General features: G+C 73.3%; 20 protein-coding genes. 14 read left to right on the top strand and 6 right to left on the bottom strand.

Annotated features, from left to right (window positions below; all coding sequences use genetic code 11):
- Positions 1-128 precede the first annotated feature (128 nt).
- Genes AKI01S_RS13835 through AKI01S_RS13820 form a run of 4 tightly spaced genes read left to right on the top strand, consistent with a single transcriptional unit; the run spans position 129 to position 4,185 of the window.
- Complete coding sequence (locus AKI01S_RS13835; protein ID WP_067816170.1) at positions 129-1,418, top strand: DegT/DnrJ/EryC1/StrS family aminotransferase; 1,290 nt, start codon at positions 129-131, stop codon at positions 1,416-1,418.
- A 19-nt stretch (positions 1,419-1,437) separates the two neighbouring features.
- Positions 1,438-2,502, top strand: coding sequence for a Gfo/Idh/MocA family protein (locus AKI01S_RS13830; protein WP_067816167.1), 1,065 nt, complete (start codon positions 1,438-1,440; stop codon positions 2,500-2,502).
- The gene (locus AKI01S_RS13825) at positions 2,499-3,566 is read left to right on the top strand and encodes a hypothetical protein (protein WP_067816165.1); all 1,068 of its coding nucleotides are present in this window, start codon (positions 2,499-2,501) and stop codon (positions 3,564-3,566) included. The genes AKI01S_RS13830 and AKI01S_RS13825 overlap by 4 nt, the downstream gene beginning before the upstream one ends.
- Entirely contained in the window at positions 3,556-4,185 is a 630-nt protein-coding gene (locus tag AKI01S_RS13820) for a hypothetical protein (protein ID WP_157419830.1), read from the top strand. Before AKI01S_RS13825 ends, AKI01S_RS13820 begins: the two co-directional genes overlap by 11 nt.
- An 88-nt stretch (positions 4,186-4,273) precedes the next feature.
- Here AKI01S_RS13820 and AKI01S_RS13815 read toward each other — a convergent pair whose 3' ends face one another.
- Both AKI01S_RS13815 and AKI01S_RS13810 read right to left on the bottom strand, forming a co-directional pair.
- Positions 4,274-5,671, bottom strand: a complete 1,398-nt coding sequence (locus AKI01S_RS13815) for an arylsulfotransferase family protein (RefSeq protein ID WP_169813958.1) — start codon at positions 5,669-5,671, stop codon at positions 4,274-4,276.
- A gap of 125 nt (positions 5,672-5,796) precedes the next feature.
- Complete coding sequence (locus AKI01S_RS13810; protein ID WP_067816158.1) at positions 5,797-6,429, bottom strand: O-methyltransferase; 633 nt, start codon at positions 6,427-6,429, stop codon at positions 5,797-5,799.
- A gap of 269 nt (positions 6,430-6,698) precedes the next feature.
- On the opposite strand from AKI01S_RS13810, the gene AKI01S_RS13805 reads away from it, so the two are divergent.
- A complete protein-coding gene (locus AKI01S_RS13805; RefSeq protein ID WP_067816155.1) occupies positions 6,699-8,345 on the top strand; it encodes an HAL/PAL/TAL family ammonia-lyase in 1,647 nt (548 codons plus the stop codon).
- Positions 8,346-8,438: 93 nt separating this feature from the next.
- Here AKI01S_RS13805 and AKI01S_RS13800 read toward each other — a convergent pair whose 3' ends face one another.
- The 4 genes from AKI01S_RS13800 to AKI01S_RS13785 form a co-directional block, all read right to left on the bottom strand.
- Positions 8,439-9,539, bottom strand: a complete 1,101-nt coding sequence (locus AKI01S_RS13800) for an acyltransferase domain-containing protein (RefSeq protein ID WP_067816152.1) — start codon at positions 9,537-9,539, stop codon at positions 8,439-8,441.
- Between the two features lie 80 nt (positions 9,540-9,619).
- Positions 9,620-10,741, bottom strand: a complete 1,122-nt coding sequence (locus tag AKI01S_RS13795) for an inositol-3-phosphate synthase (protein WP_067816149.1) — start codon at positions 10,739-10,741, stop codon at positions 9,620-9,622.
- A gap of 2 nt (positions 10,742-10,743) precedes the next feature.
- Positions 10,744-11,841 carry a DegT/DnrJ/EryC1/StrS family aminotransferase gene (locus AKI01S_RS13790; RefSeq protein ID WP_067816146.1) on the bottom strand — a complete coding sequence of 366 codons (1,098 nt, stop codon included), beginning with the start codon at positions 11,839-11,841 and terminating at the stop codon, positions 10,744-10,746.
- 3 nt (positions 11,842-11,844) lie between these two features.
- Positions 11,845-12,120 carry an acyl carrier protein gene (locus tag AKI01S_RS13785; RefSeq protein WP_067816143.1) on the bottom strand — a complete coding sequence of 92 codons (276 nt, stop codon included), beginning with the start codon at positions 12,118-12,120 and terminating at the stop codon, positions 11,845-11,847.
- A gap of 279 nt (positions 12,121-12,399) precedes the next feature.
- Here AKI01S_RS13785 and AKI01S_RS49160 point away from each other — a divergent pair, with 279 nt between their 5' ends.
- The 9 genes from AKI01S_RS49160 to AKI01S_RS13745 all read left to right on the top strand — a co-directional run bounded on the left by AKI01S_RS49160 (position 12,400) and on the right by AKI01S_RS13745 (position 21,370).
- On the top strand, positions 12,400-12,624 hold the full coding sequence (locus AKI01S_RS49160) for a helix-turn-helix domain-containing protein (protein WP_157419829.1): 225 nt from the start codon (positions 12,400-12,402) through the stop codon (positions 12,622-12,624).
- Positions 12,625-12,690: 66 nt separating this feature from the next.
- Positions 12,691-13,533 carry an inositol monophosphatase family protein gene (locus tag AKI01S_RS13780; protein ID WP_067816140.1) on the top strand — a complete coding sequence of 281 codons (843 nt, stop codon included), beginning with the start codon at positions 12,691-12,693 and terminating at the stop codon, positions 13,531-13,533.
- 68 nt (positions 13,534-13,601) lie between these two features.
- Positions 13,602-14,252 (top strand): helix-turn-helix transcriptional regulator, encoded by a 651-nt coding sequence (locus AKI01S_RS13775; protein WP_083999520.1) that lies wholly within the window; start codon positions 13,602-13,604, stop codon positions 14,250-14,252.
- A 161-nt stretch (positions 14,253-14,413) separates the two neighbouring features.
- The gene (locus AKI01S_RS13770; RefSeq protein ID WP_067816134.1) at positions 14,414-15,454 is read left to right on the top strand and encodes a 3-oxoacyl-[acyl-carrier-protein] synthase III C-terminal domain-containing protein; all 1,041 of its coding nucleotides are present in this window, start codon (positions 14,414-14,416) and stop codon (positions 15,452-15,454) included.
- A gap of 52 nt (positions 15,455-15,506) precedes the next feature.
- Positions 15,507-16,145: a sulfotransferase family protein gene (locus AKI01S_RS13765; protein ID WP_067816130.1), complete on the top strand. Its 639-nt coding sequence runs from the start codon at positions 15,507-15,509 to the stop codon at positions 16,143-16,145.
- A 3-nt stretch (positions 16,146-16,148) separates the two neighbouring features.
- A complete protein-coding gene (locus AKI01S_RS13760; protein WP_067816127.1) occupies positions 16,149-16,901 on the top strand; it encodes a thioesterase II family protein in 753 nt (250 codons plus the stop codon).
- Between the two features lie 349 nt (positions 16,902-17,250).
- Positions 17,251-17,676, top strand: a complete 426-nt coding sequence (locus AKI01S_RS13755) for a hypothetical protein (protein WP_067816123.1) — start codon at positions 17,251-17,253, stop codon at positions 17,674-17,676.
- A 51-nt stretch (positions 17,677-17,727) separates the two neighbouring features.
- On the top strand, positions 17,728-20,271 hold the full coding sequence (locus AKI01S_RS13750; RefSeq protein WP_157419828.1) for an ATP-binding protein: 2,544 nt from the start codon (positions 17,728-17,730) through the stop codon (positions 20,269-20,271).
- 94 nt (positions 20,272-20,365) lie between these two features.
- Positions 20,366-21,370 carry a hypothetical protein gene (locus AKI01S_RS13745; RefSeq protein ID WP_067816117.1) on the top strand — a complete coding sequence of 335 codons (1,005 nt, stop codon included), beginning with the start codon at positions 20,366-20,368 and terminating at the stop codon, positions 21,368-21,370.
- Positions 21,371-22,046: the final 676 nt, after the last annotated feature.

The raw sequence follows: 22,046 nt of genomic DNA, 5'->3' as shown, positions 1-22,046 counted from the left end.
CTGGAATGATTACGGGGGCATGACCATTCGTGCGCCTGCCCGAGCGGCCATCGGGAGATTACGGGGCGGCGCCGCGATCCTCATGATGAATTTCGTTGCCGACGAATTCGAGAGTCAGGTGGCTCTACATGAGTGAAGCCCTCCCACTGGACAAGGCGCCCGTCGCCGGGCTCGCCGCTTACGGCGGCGCCCCGGTCCGCACGACCCCCTGGCCCGCGTGGCCGCCGCTCGACGACGAGACGGAACGCATCGTCCTCGGCGCCCTGCGGAGCGGCCGCTGGGCCATCAGCGAAATGCACAACGGCGAGGAACTGTACGAGCGCCGTTTCGCCCGCGCGTTCGCGAAATACCACGGCGCGGAATACTGCGTTCCCACCACCAGCGGCACCAGCGCGTTGACGATCGCGTTCGAGGGGCTCGGGCTGAGCCGCGGCGCCGAGGTTCTGGTGCCCGGGCTGACCTGGGTCGCGTGCGCGTCGGCGGTGGCGGGCGTGGGACTGGTCCCGGTCCTGGTGGACGTCGACCCGGACACGCTGTGCATGTCCCCGGAGGCCGCGGCCGCCGCGGTGACGCCCCGGACCGAGGCGATCCTGCTGGTGCACTACGCCTGCAACACCGCCGACATGGACGCCTTCGTCGAGCTGGCCCGGCGGCACGGCCTCGCGCTGATCGAGGACTGCGCGCAGGCGCACGGCGCCGAGCACCGCGGGCGGCCGGTCGGCACGATCGGCGCGGTGGGCACCTTCAGCATGCAGGAGTCGAAGGTGCTGACCTGCGGCGAGGGCGGCGCGTCCATCACCTCCGACCCGGTCCTGGCCGGGCTGATGGAGCAGTACCGGGCCGACGGCCGGGTCTACACCGACGACCCGGGACTGGGCGAGCCCAACCTGCGCGACCTGGGGGACGTCCAGGGGCGGAACCTGTGCCTCTCGGAGATCCACGCGGCGGTGCTGCTGGGACGGCTGAACCACCTGGAGGCCGAGAACGAGCGCCGCCGCGAGACCGCCGCGCTGCTGGACGAGTTCCTCACCACGATCGACGCATTCTCGCCCGTCCCGCTGCAGGAGGGCTGCACCAAGCGCACGTACTACCGCTACTGCATCCGCGTCGACGACGCCGTCCGGCCCGACGAGGTGGAGACCATGCGCACCGAGCTCTGCCGGGAGCTCGGGGTCACGTGCGAGCCGCTGCACGACCCGCTGAACGACTGCGCCCTCTACAACCCGATGGGCTCGCCCCAGAAGTACGACCCGGCCCTGCTCGGACGGCTCGACCCGCGCGGGTTCGAGCTTCCCGAGTCGCTGCGGGCCCGCAACCAGTTCCTCACCCTGCCCCATTTCCTGCTCCTCGGCGACCACGACGACTTCCGCGACCTGCGCGACGCGCTGCGGAAGATCGCCGACGCCCACGGGCTCTGACCGACGGAAGGATCACCACATGCGCCGGAAACTGACGGTCGACGTCGTCGGATGCGGGGAGATCGCGCAGATCATGCATCTGCCGCACCTGCTCGAACTGTCGGACGTGTGCACGGTCCGCGCGGTCTGCGAGCGGGACCCGCACGTCCTCAAGGGGGTGGCCGAGCGCTTCGGCGTCACCGCCGCCTACACCGACCACCGCCGGATGCTGGAGGAGAGCCCGGCGGACGTCCTGGTCGTCCTCACCTCGGGCGACCACGCGTCGATCATCCATGACGCCCTCGACGCGGGGATGCACGTCTTCGTGGAGAAGCCGCTGTGCTACTCGGCCGAGGACGCGCACGCGATCGCGCGGCGGGCGAAGGAGGTCGGGCGGACGGTGATGGTCGGCTACAGCCGGCTGTTCGACTCGGCGTTCGAGACGCTGCGGGCCGCCCTCGACGAGCAGGACGGCCCGCTGTACGTCAGGGCCGAGGCGTCGCTGCCCATGGACTACTACTACCGGGCGCACCACGACGTCGTCAGGCCCCTGGACTGGACCCCGCCGTCCCGGGCGCCCCAGTGGGGCGGGTCGTGGGACTACTTCTACGAGGAGGTCCTGTTCAACCTGGCGATCCACGAGGTCTACTGCCTGCGGGCGCTGACCGGGATCGCCACCCCGGAGATCACGACGGCCGGGGACGTGCTGGACCGGCGCGGGGTCGAGGCGACCTGGCGCGACGGGGACCGGGTGCACGCCAGCCTGAGCGTGCTGACCCTCGACACCGTCGCGGGCGGCTACGTGGAGGAGTTCCGGGCGGTGACGCGGTCCGACACCTTCCTGCTGAAGTACCCGTCGATCTACCTCAAGAGCTGGCCGGCGAAGCTGTCGCGGACGGGACTGCGCGACGGGACGCTGACGACCTCGACGGTGTTCGGCTCCTACGTGGACCCCTTCAAGGCCGAGCTGGAGCACTTCTTCGAGGTGCTGACGGAGGGACGCCCCTGCCTCAGCACGGTGGAGGACGCCGCCCACGACGTGACCACGCTGAACCGCATCCACGCCGCCGCGAAGGCCGCCGCGAAGGCCACGGCGTCCCGATGATCGACATCAGCGTGGCCATCATGCACCACCCGCGTCGCGCTGACCGGATCCCCGCCCTGGTGCGCGCGTGCGCCCCGCTCGACCCGGTGGTCGTCCCCGACCCCGAGCCCGACGGCCGGCCCAGCCCGCTTCGCACGGCCAAGCGCGCCTGGGCGGCCGTCGGCCGCGACGCGACGCACCACCTGGTCCTCCAGGACGACGTGCGCCTCGTCCCGCGCTTCGCCGAGCAACTGCGCGACGCCGTCCGGGGGCGACCCCGGCACGGGGTGTCGCTGTTCTGCCTGTGGCACACGCCGCACAACTCGTACTTGGTCCGGCGGGCGGCGGTGGCGGGCGAGGGGTACGCGCCGCTGTCGCCCCGGGAGTGGACCCCCACCCAGGGCTTCGTGCTGCCCGCCCGCCTGGCCCGCGAACTCGCCGAGTACCTCGCCGGGATCCCCGACGAGGTGCAGGACGACGACGAGATGATCGCGGTCTTCTGCCGGGAGCGGGGCGTGCCGGTGGTGGCGACCGTCCCGCACCTGATGGACAGCGGGCACGAACGCTCCCTGGTCGAAGGCCACCACAACGGGCTGCGCGCCGCCGTCCACACGCCGGACCGGCCCTGGACGGCGGGCGCGGGCGCGGCGGAGCTGCCGCCGGGGCCGTACGCGGTGCAGCTGTACGACTCGGTCTGCTCGGTCCGGCCGACGTACGGCGACCCGGTCGAGCACCAGTTCCCCTGGTACTGGTACGACGCCTGTCCGCTCACCGGGCTCGACCCCGAGGCGGTCCTGGACGCGGGGGCCCCGTACCTGTCCCGCTCGCCCGACCGGCTGCTCCCCACGATGACGGCGGTGTGGGCGGCCGGTTACCTGCTCGGCGCGGACGTCGGCGGCCTCGCGCCGGCGCTGGCCGGGCCCGGCCCGCTCACCCCGGTGGCGCTCGGGTCATGGCTCGACCAGGGGCTCTCCGAACGGGACGCGAGGGCGGGCGGCGGCGGGCTGCGGGCCGACTGCCTGCGCCTGGCGGACGCGGCCGTGCGGCGGGGACTGCGAGACCGGAGGCGAACCGATGTCCACTGACCCGATGTCCACCGACCCGATGTCCACCGATCCGGTGAGCGAGACGGTGCGGGCGATGGCGCGGCGGGAGGCCGCCGCGGCGCTCCTGCCCGCCCCGCGCGTGGAGTGGGGGGCGAAGGGCCCGTCGGTGCGCCCGCTGCCCGTGCCGTGCCCCGCCTGCGGCGCGCACGCGGACGCGCGCGGGTGGGCGCCGCCCTTCGACGACGGGTCGGACGCCGCCCCGGTGCTGCGGATGCTGGCCTGCGAGAGCGTCACCGCGCGGGCGGTGCTGCCCATCGTCGTCGCGGCCGAACGCTTCCCCGCGCTGCGCGGCGCCACGTTCCGGACCCGCGCCCTCGCCTGGTCCGAGACGTCCCACCGGGGCCTGGCCGCGGCGCTGGAGGCGATCGACGCGGCCGAGCGGTGGGTGACCGACCCCGGGCGCGCGGCCGGCCGCACGCTCCCGGCCTCCACCCGCCGGCGCGGCGCCGACGCGTCCTGGACGCGGTACCGGAGGGGACTCGTCCCCTCCTTCCTGTCGCCGCACCCCGACCCGCGGATCGTGCCGCCGGCGCTCGAAACGCTCTACGCGGAGGAGCGCCGCGCCGCGATCGTCGCGGCCCACCGCCGGGCACGCTGATCCGTTCGCCCCCTCCAACGCGACAGCTCCCACGGAGACTCCGTGGGAGCTGTCGGCGTCGGACCGGCCGGGGCCGCCCGCGTCGGGGTCAGGCCCCGAGGCGGGTGACCGGAGAGGCGTCGATCACCTTGCCGTCGGCGTCCAGGGCCTCCAGCCGGACGAATCCGGCCCGGCCCGCCTCCGGCAGCTTGATGGTGGTGTCCAGGCCGTCCCAGTCGACGACGTCGGCCTCCCGCAGGGCGTCCTCGGTGTCGCCGGCGAGGAGCCGCCACCGGGCGACGCCGGTGGCGCCGTTCCAGAACGCGTGGACGTGCTCGCCGTCGAACCGGACCTCCGGCGGCGTCGCCGGGCGGCCCTCCCACTCGTGCCGGAAGGCACGGTAGGTGGTCCAGCCGGGCCCGGAGGGCGTCTCGGCCTCGAACAGCAGCTCCCCGTCGGGGGAGAACTCCGAGATCCGCCCCACCCGGCCCCAGCCGACCAGCACGTTGCCGTTGGGCAGCTCCTGGGCGTTGCCCTCGGCCACCGACGACAGGTGCTCGGGGTGGGTGAGCGTCCGGACGTGCGTGGCGACCCCCGTCTCGGTGTCGGCCCGGACCCACACCACCCGCGACTCGTAACCCTCGATCATGTTGTTGGCGCCGTTGTCGAAGATCCGGTAGACGCCGTCGCCGACCGCCTGCCCGTCGTGCGGCCAGTTGACCCGCGCGCCGACGCCCAGCACGAAGGTGCTGTAGCCGCTGCCGAGCTTCCACAGGACCTCGCCGGTCCGCCGGTGGACCTTGTAGACGGCCGAGGAGATCCGGGCGGTGATCAGCAGATGGCCGTCGTCGTCGATGCTGACCGCGTTGAGGTGCAGGTAGTCGTACGGCTGCCCGGTGGCCAGCGCCATCACCACCGGCATGTCGCTCTCCTGGACCGGGATGTGCTCCAGGCCGCTCCAGTGCAGCAGCACCTCCCCGGTCGCCACGTCGATCTCCTCGACCACCCCGTCGATGACCGTGCCGTCGGCGGGGCCGCCGAGCTCCGACAGGTCGACCGACCGCTCCTGGTAGCTGACCACCAGCGCGGTGTCGCGGTCGGTGAGCAGGAACTCGTGCAGGTCGGCCGAGTGCCCGCCGCCGACCTGCACGCTGGCGATGACCCGGTAGTTGAGGTCGGCGACGTAGGCGGTGCCGACTCCGACGCCGGTGTCGGTCGCGGTCCCCTGCCACCAGGTGATGACCGGTTCGCCCCGGTACCGCTGGACGCGGACGTTGGTGGCGTACTGGCCCTCCGGCACCGGGTGGAACCACACCAGCCGGCCCTGGTCGTCGACGATCTGCGGGCCGTGCGGGACGGTCGGCTCGAACATGGACTGCGGGGAGATGAACAGGAAGCCCGGCGCGACGTCCGCGCTGGATCTGGTCACGGTGATCCGCGGGATCTCCGAGTAGTCGGGCATGGGCGTGGTCGCGGGAACGTCCGGCTCCGCTGCGACATGGTTCACGTGTACCTCCAGTGGGGGCGTTCGGCCGGAGTCCTCATCGTCGGCGGCGGCCCGCGCCCGCCGTAAGGCGCGACCGGCCGCAGGAACGGCCATGCCCGGATGGTCGGGCGCGGGCCGGCGGGCTCTCAGCGCTTGTAGACGATGGTCACGCCGTCCCCGGCGGGATAGGTCATGGAGTGGACCCGGTCGTCACCGGCGACGGCCGTGTTGAACTCGCGCACCGCGACGACGTCCTCGTCCCGGCACTCCTGGTCGAGGACCAGCCCGCCGCGCAGCGCGTCACCGATGATCATCACTCCGCCGGGGCGCAGCAGGGGCAGGAGCATCTCGTAGTAGCGCAGGTGGTTGACCTTGTCCGCGCCGACGAAGGCCAGATCGACCGGGGGATCGCCGGGCAGGTCGCGCAGGAAGGCGTCGGCCGGTCCGACCCGCAGCTCGATCCGGTCGGCGACCCCGGCCCGCGCCCAGTACTTCTCGGCGACCGCGGCCCACTCGGCGTTGATCTCGCAGGCGAGGATCCGCCCGTCCGGCGGCATGGCGCGGGCCATGCACAGCGTGCTGTACCCGGTGAACGTCCCCAGCACCACCGCGCGCCGCGGCGCGGCGACCCGGGTGAGCATGGCGGTCATCAGGCCCTCGTAGTGGGTGCTCTGCAGGTTCGGGGCCGTGGCCGTCGTCTCCGCGGTCAGGTCCCGCAGAACCGGGTCGGGGGGTTCGCTGAGCGACGCCACATATTGCTCGGCCGACAGCATTCGCATGCGGTTTCTTCCTTTCCTGGAAAAGGGCGCGGTCAGGGTCACGCTAGTGCGGCTCCCGCCGTCGGCCCATCGTCGAACAGGCGCACGTTCGGGCAGGCCCGCCGCGGGAACCGCGCCGTTCATCCGGTCGTTTCGCGCAGCCCGGCGCGGTCGCGGCACCGGGCATGCCCATCCGGGCAGCGCGTGAGCGCGGCGGCTCAGGGATTACGCGGGACTTTCCCCGTTCACCACACTGCCGAAAAAGGATGCACACGGAAATGGGGTGCCAAATGGCGGACGACTTTTCCGCGTCCGGCCCGCGGCCGCTGCGCGACTCGCCGCTGCTCATCGACGGCCACCGGCTGACGCTGCCGGACACCGTCCGGGTCGCGCGGGGCGAACGGCGGCCGTGGGTGGGCCTCACCGCCGAGTCCGTGCGGCGGATGGACGCCACGACGGAGGTCAGGGACGAGCTCATGGCGCGGGGCCTGCCGATCTACGGGGTGACGGCGGGCTTCGGGGACAGCAACACCCGGCAGGTCCACCACGGCAAGGGCGCCGCGCTCCAGGAGAACCTGCTGCGCTTCCTGAACTGCGGGACCGGGGACGCCGCCGAACCCGACGTCACCCGCGCCACGCTGCTCATCCGCGCGAACTGCCTGGCCCGGGGCTACTCGGCGATCCGGCCGCGCGTGGTCGAGCTGCTGCTGGACTGCCTGAACCACGACATCCTGCCGGTCATCCCCGAGCGCGGGTCGGTGGGGGCCAGCGGGGACCTGGTCCCGCTCAGCTACGTGGCCCGGATGCTGACCGGCGAGGGCGAGGTCAGGCACGCCGGCGAGCGCCGCCCGGCGGCCGAGGCGCTGGCCGACGCCGGGCTGGCCCCGGTCACGCTGGAGGCCAAGGAGGGCCTGGCGCTGGTCAACGGGACCTCGTTCATGTCGGGCTTCGCGGCGCTGGCCGCCCACGACGCCGCCGAGCTGGCCTACGCCGCCGAGCTGTGCACGGCGATGGCCAGCCAGGTGCTGATGGGGAACCCGGCTCACTTCGACGAGTTCCTGTTCCGGCAGAAGCCGTTCGAGGGGGTCCTCGCCAGCGCCCGCGCCGTCCGGGAGCTGCTGGACGACCGGGACGCCGCCGGCGCCGGGAACGGCGCCGACGGGGACTGGGCGGGGGAGGGCTACCGCCAGCTCGACCGGCCGATCCAGGACCGGTACTCGATCAGGTGCGCCCCGCACGTGGTCGGGGTGCTGCGCGACACTCTCGGATGGACCGAGCGGATGCTGGAGATCGAGGTCAACTCCTCCAACGACAACCCGCTGTTCGACCCGGCCGGACGCGTGCTGAACGGCGGCAACTTCTACGGCGGGCACGTCGGCCAGGTGATGGACTCCCTCAAGATCGCGGTGGCGAGCGTGGGGGACCTCCTCGACCGCCAGCTCGAACTGGTCGTCGACGAGAAGTTCAACAACGGGCTGACGCCGAACCTCATCCCCCGCTACGAGACCGGCAGCTGGGACGCGGGGCTGCACCACGGGTTCAAGGGCATGCAGCTCAGCGCGTCGTCGCTGGTCGCCGAGGCGCTGCGGGGGACGACCCCGGCGACCTCCTTCTCCCGCTCCACCGAGGCGCACAACCAGGACAAGGTGAGCATGGGCACGATCGCCGCGCGGGACGCCCGGACGGTCGTGGAGCTGGTCCGGGAGGTGACCGCGATCCACCTGATCGCCCTGTGCCAGGCCGCCGACCTGCGCGGGCTCGACTGCCTCAGCCCGGCGACCGGCGCCGCGTACATCATGATCCGCAAGCTGTCGCCGTTCCTGTCGGGGGACCGCCCCCTCCAGGACGACATCGCGCGGGTCGCCGAGGTCGTCCGCTCGGGCGAGCTGCGCAGGATCGTCACCGAGTCGACGGCCCGCGTCCCGGCGCTGGGCTGAGCCGGCGGCGCTCCGCGCCCGGACGCGACGGCGGCCCTGGACTCCGAGGAGTCCAGGGCCGCCGCCGTTGCGCGTGACGCGGTTCCCGGGGCGTCACGCAGGGGAGAGGTCCAGCCAGAAGCCGCGCCGCTGCCAGGGCTGCGCGGGCAGCGGCACCCGCAGCCCGCCCGTGCGCACGCGGGACCAGTCGGGGTCGCGGCCCGCCGCGTACACGGTGCCGAGCGCGGCCAGCAGGGTCTCCAGGTCCGGCTGCTTGCGCACCAGGGAGGGGACGGCCGCCGCCGTGGCGCCCGTGGCCTCGATGGCGTCCCCGACGGCGGACACCAGCAGCGGATGGGGGCTGATCTCCACGAACAGCGCCGGCCCGCCGTCGCCGAGGACGGACCGGACGGCGGGCCCGAACCGCACGGGCCGCCGCACGTTCTCCATCCAGTACGGGCCGTCCAGCTCGGCGCCCTGGACCGTCCGGTCCCAGACCGTCGAGCGCAGCGGGACGCGCGGCGGCCGGGACCGGACCCCGGCCAGCGCCTCCAGCAGGGCGTCCCGGATCGGCTCGACCTGCGGCCCGTGCGAGGCGTACCCGACGGCCACCCGCCGGGAGAAGACCCCGCGCTCCCGCAGCGGCGCGACGATCCGCCCGATCGCCTCGGGATCGCCCGACAGCACGGTGAACCGGTCGCTGTTGAGCACACCGGCGCACACCCGGTCGGCGTACGCGCCGATCGCGGCCTCGGCCTCCTTCTCGCCGAGCCCGACCGCCCACATCGCCCCGACCGTGCCCAGCCGCCGCAGCAGGACGGCCCGCCGGCACACGACCGCGGCGGCGTCGGCGACGCTCAGGGCGCCGGCCGCCGTGGCGGCGGCGATCTCACCCATGCTGTGCCCGACGATGAGGTCGGGCCGCACCCCCCAGTCGGACCAGACCGCGCTCAGCGCGACCTGGAACGCCCACAGCGTCGGCTGGATCTCGTCCACGGCCGACAGCGGCGCGTCCTGCTCCAGGCGCCACCGCGGCGACCAGCCCAGCTCGGCCTCGACGGCCGCCGCGCACTCGTCGAGCGTCTCGGCGAACACCCGGCTGGACCGCAGCAGCCCCCGGCCCATGCCCACCCACTGCGCCCCCTGACCCGGAAAGACGAACACCAGCCGGATCGGCCCGGCCAGGTCACTGGTGATCGTGGTGGTCGTGCTCAAAGGATCGTCACCTCCGCCCGCGGGCACGGCGACGGCCGGGCCGCCCGCGGCGGCTCGGCCGTCCCCTCACCCGGTCTCCGTCAGTCCCGCTCCCGGCCGGCCGTCCACAGCGCCAGGCGCTCGCGGGCCACCTGGTCGGACTCCTGCGCCACCGCGCGCGGCGGGGCCTTGAACAGCCACGCCGACACCCACTCGTCGACGGCGGTGTCACCGCGGTCCATCGCCAGCTTGGCGATCCGGGCGGCGTCGATGACCACGCCCGCCGAGTTCGGCGAGTCCGGCACCGTCAGCTGGATCTCCATGTCGATCGGCGCGCCGCCGAAGCCGCGGCCCTCGCAGCGGATGAACGCCTTCTTGGTGTCGCCGAGGAACTGCACGTAGTCGGAGGGGCCGATGTGCACGTCCTCCGCGGCGAGCTCGCCGTCGTAGGCGTCGGTGACCGCGGACGTCTTCGACGTGCGCTTGGAGGCCAGCCGGCCCTGTTCGAGCATGTTGTAGAAGTCCATGTTGCCGCCGACGTTGAGCTGGTAGGTGCGGTCCAGGGTGATGCCCCGGTCCGAGAAGGCCCGTACCAGCACCCGGTGCAGGTAGGTGGCGCCGAGCTGCGACTTGATGTCGTCGCCGATCAGCGGCAGCCCGGCGGCGCGGAACCGGTCCCGCCACTCGTCCTTGCGGGCGATGAACACCGGCACGTTGTTGACGAACCCGACGCCCGCCTCCAGGGCGACCCCGGCCCACCACTCGGTGGCCGCCTGGGAGCCCACCGGGAGGTAGTTGAGGAGCACGTCCACCCCGGTGGACCGGATCCGCTCGATGATCTCCTCGCGGTCGTCGGCTTGCCCCGCGAGCTCCTCGTCGGCGACGGTGACGCGCTCGCGGTACTTGGCGCCGGCGCCGTCCAGGGCGGGCGCGCGCGACACGCGCACGTCCGCGCCGACCGGCAGCAGGTCGCCCTGCGGGATGCCGACGTCGAGGTTCTGCCCGGCGGTGCGCGCCGACCACAGGTCCTTGCCGACCTTCTCCACGTCCACGTCCCAGGCGGCGACGGGCTCCAGGGCGCCGGGGCCGTACGGGCCGACCTCCGGGAACATCAGCCCGGCGGTGAGGTCGGGCGCGGAACGGTAGTACGCCGTGCCCTCCAGCAGCGCGCGGGCGCAGTTGCCCACGCCGATGATGCCGATCCGAACGACAGGGTTCTCCATCGTCAGCCTTCCACGATCGTTTCCAGGATGCGGCAGACCCGGTCCACCTCATCGTCGTTCCAGGTCATAGGGGGTGTGGCCTCGGTGCCCAGGCACAGGGTGCCCGCGGCCGCGGCCTCCGCCACCGGCGGCCGGCCGCCGCCGGCCCGGCCGAAGGCCGGATGGCGGTGCAGGGGTGACCGGCCCCAGCGGTGCGTCGGCACCCCCGCGCCGGCCAGCGCCCGTTCCAGGCGGTCGGTGCGCTCGGGGTGCCAGCCGGGGACCCCGAAGCGGATCTTGTGCCATGCGGGTGCGGCCGGCCCCGCGGCGCTCTGGCGCCACAGCCCGGCCCGGTCCATGGCCGCGTGGACGCGGCCGGTGACGTCCCGGGCGCGCGCGGCCCACCGGCCGGTCTCCGCCAGCCGGTGCGCCACCATGGCCATCGTCAGCTCGGACGGCCGCCAGTTGTGGCCGCCGGCCCACACCACGCCCGCGTTCGAGCGCGACGCGCCGGCGGGCACGCCGTAGTCCCGCAGCTCCCGCAGCCGCTCGGCCAGGCCGGCGTCGTCGGTGGTGACGGCGCCGCCGTCGGGGGCGGCCACCAGCTTGGCCGAGGAGAACGACCAGGCGTGCGTGCCCACCGCCCCGACGTGCCGCCCGTCCCACAGGGTGCCGATCGACTGGCACGCGTCGGTCAGGACGGGCCGTCCCGCCACCCGGTCGCGCGGCAGGCCGTGCGGGACCCCGTGCAGGTCGACGGCGATCACGAGATCGGCGTCGGGCGGGTCGTCCACGACCGTGAGGGTGTCCGGCCGCACGTCGGTGAAGACCAGCTCCGCGCCGATGTGCGCAGCTCCGGTGACGGTGCCCGCGAACGTCAGCGAGGGGACCGCCACCCGGCTGCCCCGCGCGCAGCCCATCGCGTGCAGGGCGGCGTGCAGCGCCGAGGTGCAGCTGTTGAAGGCCACGGCGTGGGGGGCGCCGGTCAGCCGCTCCATGCGGCGCTCGACCTCGGCCGTCCACGGCCCGTCCGTCCACACCCGGGACACCGCCACCTCGGCGAGCAGCTTCAGCTCGCCCGCGGTGGGCTCCGGCGGCCAGCGACGCCGCTCCAGGTCCATCGGTCAGCGGGCCCCGGACTCGGCGGCCGTCTTGACCAGGAAGGCGGCCATCGCGTCGATGGTGGGGTGGTCCCAGGCGAGGGTCGGCTCCACCACCAGCCCCATCTGGTCCTCGATGTCGTCGCAGAGGCTCAGCGCGGCCATCGAGTCCAGGCCCTGCGCCTCGAAGGTCGCGTCGACGTCGATCTCCGCGGCGTCCTTCTCCAGGTACTCGGCGATCCGCTGGATCAGCCAGCTCCGCGTCTCGTCGATGGATTCGGTCAGGGTCTGCCCCGTCATGGAAGCCTCCTCGCCTCGCTCGGTCAGCCGGTGCGCGATCAGTGTCACCACCGGCCCGGCGGCGGCGTCACCCCTGACCAGCCGCGCTTGTGCACTGCCTGGATGGGCATGCCTGGACGGCAATTCCCGGAAAGGAGTAGCAACACTTTCCGTCATACCAAGTCAAAGCGGAGGAAAGCACGCTGAGTGATCATGTGAGAGCGGAGCACGCCTTAATTTCCGTCCGACCCGTGTCGTACTTTCGGAAGCGTGGTCACGGGGAACACGCGAGGGGGCGAAGTGAACGACGTTGTACGTCCGCCGGTCACGAGGGAGCCGTTCAGCGGTCTGCAGCGGGAGATCATGGTGTTGCTGGCGGCCGGCCTGACCGACGCCGCGGTCGCGGCCCGGCTGAGGGTGTCCCAGCGGACCGTGCAGCGTCACGTGCGGCGGACGATGGCGCAGCTGGACGCGCGCACCCGGTTCGAACTGGGGATCAGGCTGGCCGAACTCCGCCTTGTCTGAGCCGCGCCCGAACGGGCCTGCCCGTTCGGGCGCGCGAACCGCGCACACCGGCGTTACCGTGCCCGGATGACGATCCAGGACGAGACAGCCGACGACATCGGGGCCCTGGTGCGCGCGGCGGCGCAGGCCGCCCGCCGGGCGGGCCGCGCGCTGCTGGCCGGGGCCGGGACCGACGCCCGCGGGAAGCCGGGCGGCCATGCCCACGACGTCGTCACCGAGGCCGACACCGCCGTCGAGGAGATGCTCAGGGCGGAGCTGACCGCGGCGTGCCCGGGCTCGGCGGTCGTGGGGGAGGAGGGCGGGGCCGACGGCGACGGGGAGGTCCTCTGGTACGTCGACCCGATCGACGGCACCCACAACTTCTCGCGGGGCCTGCCGCTGTACTGCGTGTCCATCGGCCTGACCGTGCGCGGGGAGCCGGTCGGGGGCTGCGTGTACGAGCCCGCGCGGGACGAGCTCCACACCGCCGCGGGCAACGTGCTCCTGCGCGACGGGCGCGCCGTGGAGCCTCCGCCGCCGCGCCCGGTGCCGATGGTCCTGGCGGACCTGCCGCGCGCCGGAACGGCCCCGGACCCCGCCGAGTTCGCGCTGTTCGCCGAGCTGCTCGCCGCCGCCGACGTGCGGCGGATCGGCTCGTCGGCGCTGGCCCTCGCCTACGTGGCGACCGGCCGGGCCGACATGGCCGTCGTCCCCGACGCGCTGGCCTGGGACCACGCCGCGGGCCGGGTGCTGGTCACCGCCTCCGGCGGCGCCTTCGTCGCGGTCCCCGAGGGGCCGTGCCTGCGGCGGCCCGGCGCGTTCGCCGCCTGGCGGCCCGGCCTGTCCGATCTCGGCGCCACCGTCGTGCGCGCGTTGGAGCGGATGCCGTTCCTTCGGGGATGGCTGGAAGACGACACCACTCTGGCCTGACCGACTAGTGATCACTTTTGATGGCGGAGGAACGACAAGTCCGGGCGACACCAGAGGGATACGCGTCGATGACGGAGAACATCGTGACCTGCCGGCTGAATGTTGTGATCTACGCCAAGAACGTGGTCGTGGGGCGCGGGCTCGAGGCGGTGCTGCGGATGCTGCCGCGCGTCGAGGAGGTGCGCTACTGCACGACCAGATGGGGAGCGGACGAGGTCGTCGCCGCCGACGAGGTGGACGTGCTCGTCGTGACCGGGGCGGAGGTCGCGGACGCGGCCGAGCTCACCGCCGCGCGGCGCACCAAGGTGCTGCTGCTGCTCGACGAGGTCGAGGCGTCGGGCTCGGCGTTCGGCGGGACGGCGGCCGACGGCTTCCTGATCCAGCAGGACCTGACCGCGCACGACCTGGGGGAGGCGATCGACCGGATGATGCTGGGGGAGATGCCGATGCCGGCGCGGGTCGGCCGGGAACTGCTGGCCCGGGTGGGCTCGCCGCTGCCCGGCGGCGCCGCGCGGCCCGCGGTGCTGACCCCGCGGGAGAACGAGACGCTGGCGCTGCTCGCCGAGGGGCTGAGCAACAAGCAGATCGCGCGCCGCCTGTCGATCTCCGACCACGGCGCCAAGCGGCTGGTCACCAGCGTCATGCTCAAGCTCGGCGCGCCCAACCGCACCGCCGCCGTGGTGATCGCCATCAAGCAGGGGATGATCTCGGCGGCCTGAGCCCGCCCCCCGGACGGCCGGCGGCCCTCCGGGGGACACCCGGCCAACCGGGTATGCACTTTCAACCGGCTGCACGCGCGTCCATCGGTGCCTTATGCCCCCGCCCCGGGGGGACCGAGCATGGCCTGAGCTGCGAGAGACCGCCCAGGAAGGACGTCCGCATGGCGTCGGCCAGGATCACCTCTGTCACCTTCGTGTCGCCCCCCCAGGTCAAGATGGACGAGCTCGCCATGTTCCTCCGGGGCGATGAGGGCGGCGGGGACGTCGCCGACATCGTCCGGGGCTCGGCGATCGAGACCAAGGGAATGGCGCTGAACCCGCTCGTCGAGGACCCCCGGACCTGGGGCCCGGCGCGCCGGATGGAACGCGGGCTCGCCGAGGCGCGCCTGCTCGGCCGCCAGGCGGTGGGGCAGGCGCTGGACCGCGCCGGGCTCCGCCCCGACGAGGTCGGCCTGCTGGTCACGACCACCACCACGACGCACTCGGCGCCCGGCCTGGACGCCCTCGTGCACGAGACCGGCATGCGCCCCGACACCGAGTTCCTCTCGCTCGGCCCGATGGGCTGCTACGCGGCCGTCCCGACCCTGACCGCCGGCCGGGACTGGGTGCGGGCGCACGGCCGGCCCGCGGTGCTGCTGTGCGTCGACCTGTTCTCCCCGCACCTCCAGCCGCCGCCCTACGACAAGGAACAGGCCGTCGTGCTCACCCTGTTCGGCGACGCCGCCGCGGCGGTGGTCATGACGCCGGGGCGGGACGGCACGGCGGGCCTGGACGTCCTCGGCTCGCGGCTGCTGCGGGTCCCGCGCCACGCCGACGACCTCCAGGTCCACGTCGGCGACCGGGGGCTCGACATCCGGCTGGCGCCGACCATGCCCGACGTCACCGCCGCCGCCGTGGCCGCGCCCGTCGACGCGCTGCTGGCCGACCACGGCCTGCGCCGCGAGGACATCGTCTGGTGGGCGACCCACCCGGGCGGACGCCGCATCATCGACCGCGTCACCGAGGAGCTCGGCCTCCCGGACGAGTCGGTCGCCGCGTCGCGCGCCGTCATGCGCGAGTACGGCAACACCGCGGCCCCGGCCGTCCTCGCGGTCCTGGCGCGGCTCCAGGAGGAGCGTCCCCTCGGCCCCGGGGAGCACGGCGTCGCGATGGCCTTCGGGCCGGGCGCGACGGTGTGGGCCGTCCTGCTGCGCGGCGCCTGACCGCGCCCCGACCAGCTCTCGGAGACAACCCGTCACCTCGAAGGAGTGAGGCATGCTCGAAGTCATCGGCACCGGATTCGGCCGGACCGGAACGTTCTCCCTCAAAGCCGCGCTGGAGACGCTCGGGTTCGGACCCTGCCACCACATGCTGGGGATGCTGGAGCGTCCCGACGAGATCCCGCTGTGGAGCAAGGCGGCCCAGGGCGGACCCACCGACTGGGACGAGGTGTACCGCGGCTACCGGTCGAGCGTCGACTGGCCCGGCGCCCGGTTCTGGCGCGACCTGGTCGCCCACTACCCGCGGGCCAAGGTGATCCTCACCGTCCGCGACCCGCAGGGCTGGTACGACAGCGCCCGGTCCACCATCCACCGCGCCGCGATGGACGACTCGCCCGCGGCCAGCCCCGTGCTGACCGAGATGCGAAAGATGTCCCGCGAGGTGGTGTGGGACGGCCAGTTCGGCGGGAGGTTCACCGACGCCGACCACGCCAAGCGGGTCTTCGCCGAGCACAACCGGGCGGTCCTCGCGGAGGTCGACCCCGAGCGCCTGCTGGTCTTCCAGGTCACCCAGGGCTGGGAGCCGCTGTGCCGGTTCCTCGGGGTGCCGGTGCCGGACGAGCCGTTCCCCCGCTCCAACGGGCAGGACGACTTCGAGGCGATGCTGGACGAGCACACGACCCCGGCGCGCTGACCGGTGGGGACCGACACGGGCGGATGGTTCCGGCGGTTCCATCCGGCCGGGGAGGGGGCTCCCCGCCTGCTCTGCTTCCCCTACGCGGGCGGATCGGCGGGGGCCTACCACGCGCTGTCGGCCGCGATCGGCCCGGCCGTCGAGGTGACGGTCACGCAGTACCCCGGACGGCAGGACCGCCGCCGTGAACCGGTCGTCCGCGACCTGCGCGAGCTGGCCGACCGGATCGCCGCCGAGGTCGCCGCCCTCCCCGTCACCGCGTTCTTCGGGCACAGCATGGGCGCGATCGTGGCGTTCGAGGTGGCGCGGCGGCTGGAGACGCCACCCCCGGCGCTGATCGTCTCCGGCCGCCGCGCCCCCTCGCGCAGCAGGCAGGAAGGCGCCCACCCGATGGGCGACCGCGAGCTGCTCGGCGAGATGGCCCGGCTCGGCGGCACGGACGCGCGCCTGCTGGACAGCCCCGCGTTCGTCCGGATGATCCTGCCCGTGGCCCGGGGCGACTACCAGGCGATCGACACCTACCGGTACGAGCCGGGACCGCCGCTGGACTGCCCGATCGTCGTCCTGGCGGGCGACGCCGACCCGCTGACCCCGGTCGAGGACGCGCTGGCCTGGCGGGAGCACGGCACGCGGGGCGGGGACGCGTTCGTGTTCCCGGGCGGCCACTTCTTCCTGGACGACCACCTGGAGCGCGTCGCGGAGATCATCCGGACCCACGTCCGGACCGGCGACCGGGTCGCCCCCGAAGGCTCCTGACAGATCCCGGCCACAGCGCCCGATGGGCGGTGGGCCGACCACCACACGGTGGCCGGCCCACCGCCCATCGACGTCCCCCGCCATGCCCTCACCGTCCCGTCTCCAGATCTCACGGCCCATGGGAGCCCTCGAACCAGGGATGATCGGAACCTTCGTCCTGCCGGCTGACAGGAACACGCCGATCACTCCCTGACCGCGCTAGAGCCGCTGGCGCTCGCACTGTCCGTACTCGGCGCGGTAGCCCGGCGGGGGGTGGTGTTCGCATCCTGTGGGTGCTTCAGTGCGTCTAACCCTCGACGTCGCGGTCCGCGGCCCGGTGGCCGCGGATGATCGTTAGGGAGGCGCGGGCATGTCCGGGGATCTCGTGTGGTTGGCGGGTGAGGTGACGCCGTACGTGACGGCCGCCGCCAGCGCCTATGGAGGAGCCCTCCTGGCGCGTGTGCAGGACGAGGCGGTGGACGGCACGGTGGGCTTCGGGAGACGCATGGCTCAGCGGCTCTTCGGTGAGCGCGACGGCGCGGGCGAGGTGCCCGAGGCGCTGGCAGATGTGATCGACGATCCCGCCGACGCCGACAACGTGGCCGCGTTGCGCGAGGCCGTCCGCGGGGCGCTGGCCGCCGACGCGGAACTGGCGGACGAGGTGCGGCGTCTGCTGGACGAGGCGGCCGGGTCGCAGGGGCGGGGACACGGCAACGTGTTCATCGGCGGCCGTGTCGAGGGCGACAACATCCAAATCGGCTCGGTCGGACGGGACGCCACGATCCGCCGCGCCTGACGGGTTCATACTTCGGTTGTGGATCCCGACGGTCCGAGAGAGATCCGGAACGTGTCCATCGGCGACGTCGGCGGGCACCTGGTGCAGATCGGCGTCGTCTACGGCGACGTGAGCATCCGCGACGCGCGGGTGGACGCGCTGACCGCCCTCCGCGGCCTTCCTGCCGATCCGGTGCCGTTCACCGGACGCGATACCGAGATGGAGCGTCTCACTCGGCAGGGCGGTCCCGCGGTCCGCGCGATCGACGGCATGGCCGGGGTGGGGAAGACGGCTCTCGCCGTGCACGCCGCTCACCGCCTCGCCGACCGCTACCCCGACGGGCAGGTCTTCCTGAACCTGCACGGCCATTCCCGCGACCGCGCGGCGATGACGGCGGGGGAGGCCCTGGCGGAGCTGTTGCTGACGCTGGGGGTCGCGGCCCGGCGGATACCGCCGGGGGCCGACGCGCGCGGGCGCCTGTGGCGGAGCCTGCTGGCCGAGGGAAGGTTCCTGCTGGTCCTCGATGACGCCGTCGGCAGTGAACAGGTGCGGCCGCTGCTGCCTGGAGTGGGGACGAACCTGGTGCTGGTGACCAGCAGGCGGCGGCTCAGCGGCCTCCAGGGCGCCGCCCCGCTGTCCCTGGGCGTCCTGCCGGACGCCGCCGCCGCCGGCCTGTTCGCGCGGCTGGCGAGCCGTCCGGGACTTGACGGGAGCGACGGCGATGTCGTCCGGCTGGTGGCGCTGTGCGGTGGGCTGCCGCTGGCGGTGCGGCTGGCGGCGGGACGGCTGCGGCACCGTCCCGCGTGGTCGCCCGCCGACCTTGCCGCGGAGATGGTCTCGGCCAGGGACCGCCTCTCCGCCATCAGGGCGGAGGACGAATCGCTCGCCGCGGCCTTCGAACTGTCCTACGGGGACCTCACCGGACCGCAGCAGGACTTCTTCCGCGCGCTGGGCGCGCATTTCGGCCGGGACATCGACGCCTTCGCCGCGGCGGCGGCCGGCGGCACCACCGTGGAGTCCGCGCGGGAGCATCTGGACTCGCTCTATTCCTGGCATCTCATCGACGAACCGGTCGGCGGGCGATATCAGATGCACGACCTCGTCCGGGAGTTCGCCCGGCGCGTCTCCGCGGAAGACCCTGCCGGGGGTGGTGAGACGGCGTTGCGGCGGCTCGTGGCCTATTACGTCCAAGGTGCCGTCAAGGCCGGCAACCTGGTGTCGCGCCGGACACCCGCGGTTCCCGCGCCGGAGCCGGCCGTTCCCTCGCCCCTGCCCTCCCTGACCGGGCGCCGGGACGCGATGCGGTGGCTGGGGGATGAGCGCCGCAATCTGTATGCCTGCGTGGAGTACGCGGCCCGGCACGGTCTGGACGCCGCGGCCATGCACATCCCGATCGCCGTCCACGACTACCTGCGCAGCAACGGCCCCCTGGACCGGACGATCTGCCTCGACGGTCTCGCCGTCGAGACGGCGGCCCGCCGCGGGGACGACGACGCGCTGGGGGCGGCGCTGCACGACCTCGGAGTGATGCGCTACCTGGTCGGGGACCATCGTGAGGCCATCGAGGTGCTGACCGAGTCGCTGGCGGCCTTCCGCCGCGGAGGGAATCCGCTCGGCGAGGCCCAGGCCCTCAACGAGCTGGGCATCGTCCATCGGATGGCCGGATCCTATGCGGCCGCGCTGGAATTCCTGCGGCAGGCCATCGTGCGCTACGACGAACTGGGATGCCGCCTCGATCTGACGGGTGCGCTCAACGATTTCGGCATCGTGCTGCGCACGGTCGGGGAGTACGCGGAGGCTCGGGCCGCCCACGAGCGCTCGCTCGACCTCTACCGCGAGGCAGGGGACCTCATCGGCCAGGCCGGATCGATCAATCAGCTCGGCATCGTCCACCAGCTGGCGGGCGATCACGCGCGGGCCGTCGCGCACCACGAGACGGCGTTCCGCATGTACCTGGAGGCCGACGACCTGCTCGGCCAGGCGCACGCGTCCAACCAGCTCGGCGCCGCATGCCGCCGTGCCGGCGACCGGGCGGCGGCGGCCGTGGCGCTGGACCGGTCGCTGGAGCGGTTCCGCAGGCTGGGGAATCGGCTGGGGGAAGCGCACGTCCTGTACGAGACGGGGGCCCTCCGCCGCCAGTGCGGCGACCTGAGCGCCGCCGCGGACGCGCTTGACCGGAGCCTCGGCATCTACCGCCGGTTGCGCAACCGGCTGGGGGAGGCCCGCAGCCTCGACGAACTTGGGTGCGTGCACCTGCTGGAAGGGCGCGCGGAGACCGCGCGGGACCATCATCTGCATGCGCTGTCGCTGTTCGAGGCGCTCGGTGACCGGTTCGGTCAGGTGCAGGCGCGGATGAACCTCGCCCGAATCCCGGGGCAGGAACCGGGCCGGGTCTACCGGAACTACCGGCTGGCGCTCGCGGCGGCGCGAAGGCTCGGTGCCCGGGCGGAGGAGGCACGGGTGCTGCGAAGGCTCGGGATCTTCCTGCTGGTGAACGGGCGAGACGGGCTCGGCGCGAGGCTCCTGGAGGAGTCCTGGGAGATCCGTGGCCCGGCCCGGCCGCTTCCGCCGGCGATACCGGTTTCCGTGGACGGCCCGGAGGATTCCGGCGGCTGACCTATAGTCCTGCCGCATGGTCCCGCCGCGTCGGGGCCGCGGATCCGCAGGGGGCGGAGTGACCGGAGCGCATTTTCCCTTTGTCACCAGGAAGTTGCTGGAACTGTGGGATGAGGGGCGCCTGCCCAACGTCGCCGGTGTCGAGGTCGAGCCCGAGTACGGGTACGTGGCGCGCATCCGCTACCGGAGCGGCGCCGTCCGGATCATCCGGGGAAGCGATGTGGGGTTGAACGCCGGGGCGGCGTGCGAGCTCGCCAAGGACAAGGCGTATGTCAAGCACTTCCTGCGGCGGTCCGGTTTCGAATGCCCGCGCGGTGAGGCGTTCCTGCTGCCCTGGTGGGCGGAGGAGATCATGCCCCGGCTGGCGGAGAGGGGCTTCACCCGGCCGCGGACGACCGACGGCGCGGCGGAGTACGCGGCCGGGCTCGGGTTCCCCGTCTATCTCAAGCCGATCGACGGCGCGCAGGGCCGCGGGGTCTGGAGATGCGACTCCGCGGCGCGGATCCAGCCGGTCATCGACCACTACGCCGAGCAGCGTATCCGGCTCATGGTCGTCGAGGAGGCCGTCGATCTGCCCGACCACCGGCTGGTCGTCTTGCGCGACCGGCTGATCTCGGCGTACACGCGCTTCCCGCTGAACCTGACCGGGGACGGGACGGCGACGGTCGCGGAACTGCTGAGCGGGCTCCAGCGCGGCTTCCGGCTCAGCGGCCGTCCCACCACGATCGACGCGGCGGACGCGCGGATCGCAGCCCGGCTGGCCAGGGCCGGGCTCGACCTCGGCTCCGTGCCCCGGCGCGGCGAGACGGTCGTGCTGCACGACATCTCCAATCTCGCCGCCGGGGGCACCGCCCTGGACGTGACGGCGACCGTCCATCCCCGGTGGGTGCGGCTCGCCCTGGACGTGACCGCCGAGCTCGGCCTCACGTTCTCCGGCGTCGATCTGGCGTGCGCGGACGTGACGGACCCCGACGCCCCGTACTCGGTCCTGGAGGTGAACTCCTCACCGGGGCTCGATCACTATGGGAGCGTCGGCGCGGAGCAGCGGGCGGTCGTCGACGGCCTGTACGCGCTCATCCTCAACGAGCCGCCTGACTGAGGCCACCGAGACGTTCAGGGGTCAAGGACTTCCGGGGGACTCCATGCCGGGCCTGAGGTCTTCGACCAGGGACATCGCGGGCGGCCAGCCAGCGCCGGACGAGCGCGTCGTCGGCTCCGCGGCCCGGCGGCGGGGCCGGGCGAAGGCCATTTCGATCCGTGCCGCCCCGCCCGGCCGGGACTCCGCCGTAGGTGAGGAGCTTCTCCCACTCGGCCGCGTCGCGGGCCGCCGCCCCCGTTCCAGGACGGCGACCGTTCCCGCACGCGACCGGGATCAGCCCCGAGCGGAACCGAGGATCTCGTAGGACGCGATGGGCGGGGTGCCGGTTGCCCACCCGCTGCGAGGACACCGACGCTGGCGTCCTTCGCTGTGAGGACGTCGACCAGGGCGATGCCAGCCGAGGTCGGCTCGCCCTCCGTGACCCGTTTCGGTCCGGACACGGCCGACAGTCGACGTTCCTCAGGCGGGCTGCTCGGCGCGTGCTCATCTTGAATAAATGTCCGATTCTGCGAGGTCAGCCCCGTGCTCGCTCCGTGGAACCCACCCACCCGACGCGGCGGTCGGACCATGTCGCCTGACTCGCCACGGAAAACCACGGCCGGTCGGAGCGCTACATAACCCCAGCCAGCCTCATGCAACAGCAAAGCTGGCGGGGTCAACGTCAAAGACACGCCTG

Source organism: Actinomadura kijaniata NBRC 14229 (assembly GCF_001552175.1).
Classification (GTDB): domain Bacteria; phylum Actinomycetota; class Actinomycetes; order Streptosporangiales; family Streptosporangiaceae; genus Spirillospora; species Spirillospora kijaniata.
The sequence above is the reverse complement of the archived record's forward strand: the minus strand, read 5'-3'. Positions and strand labels throughout refer to the sequence as shown.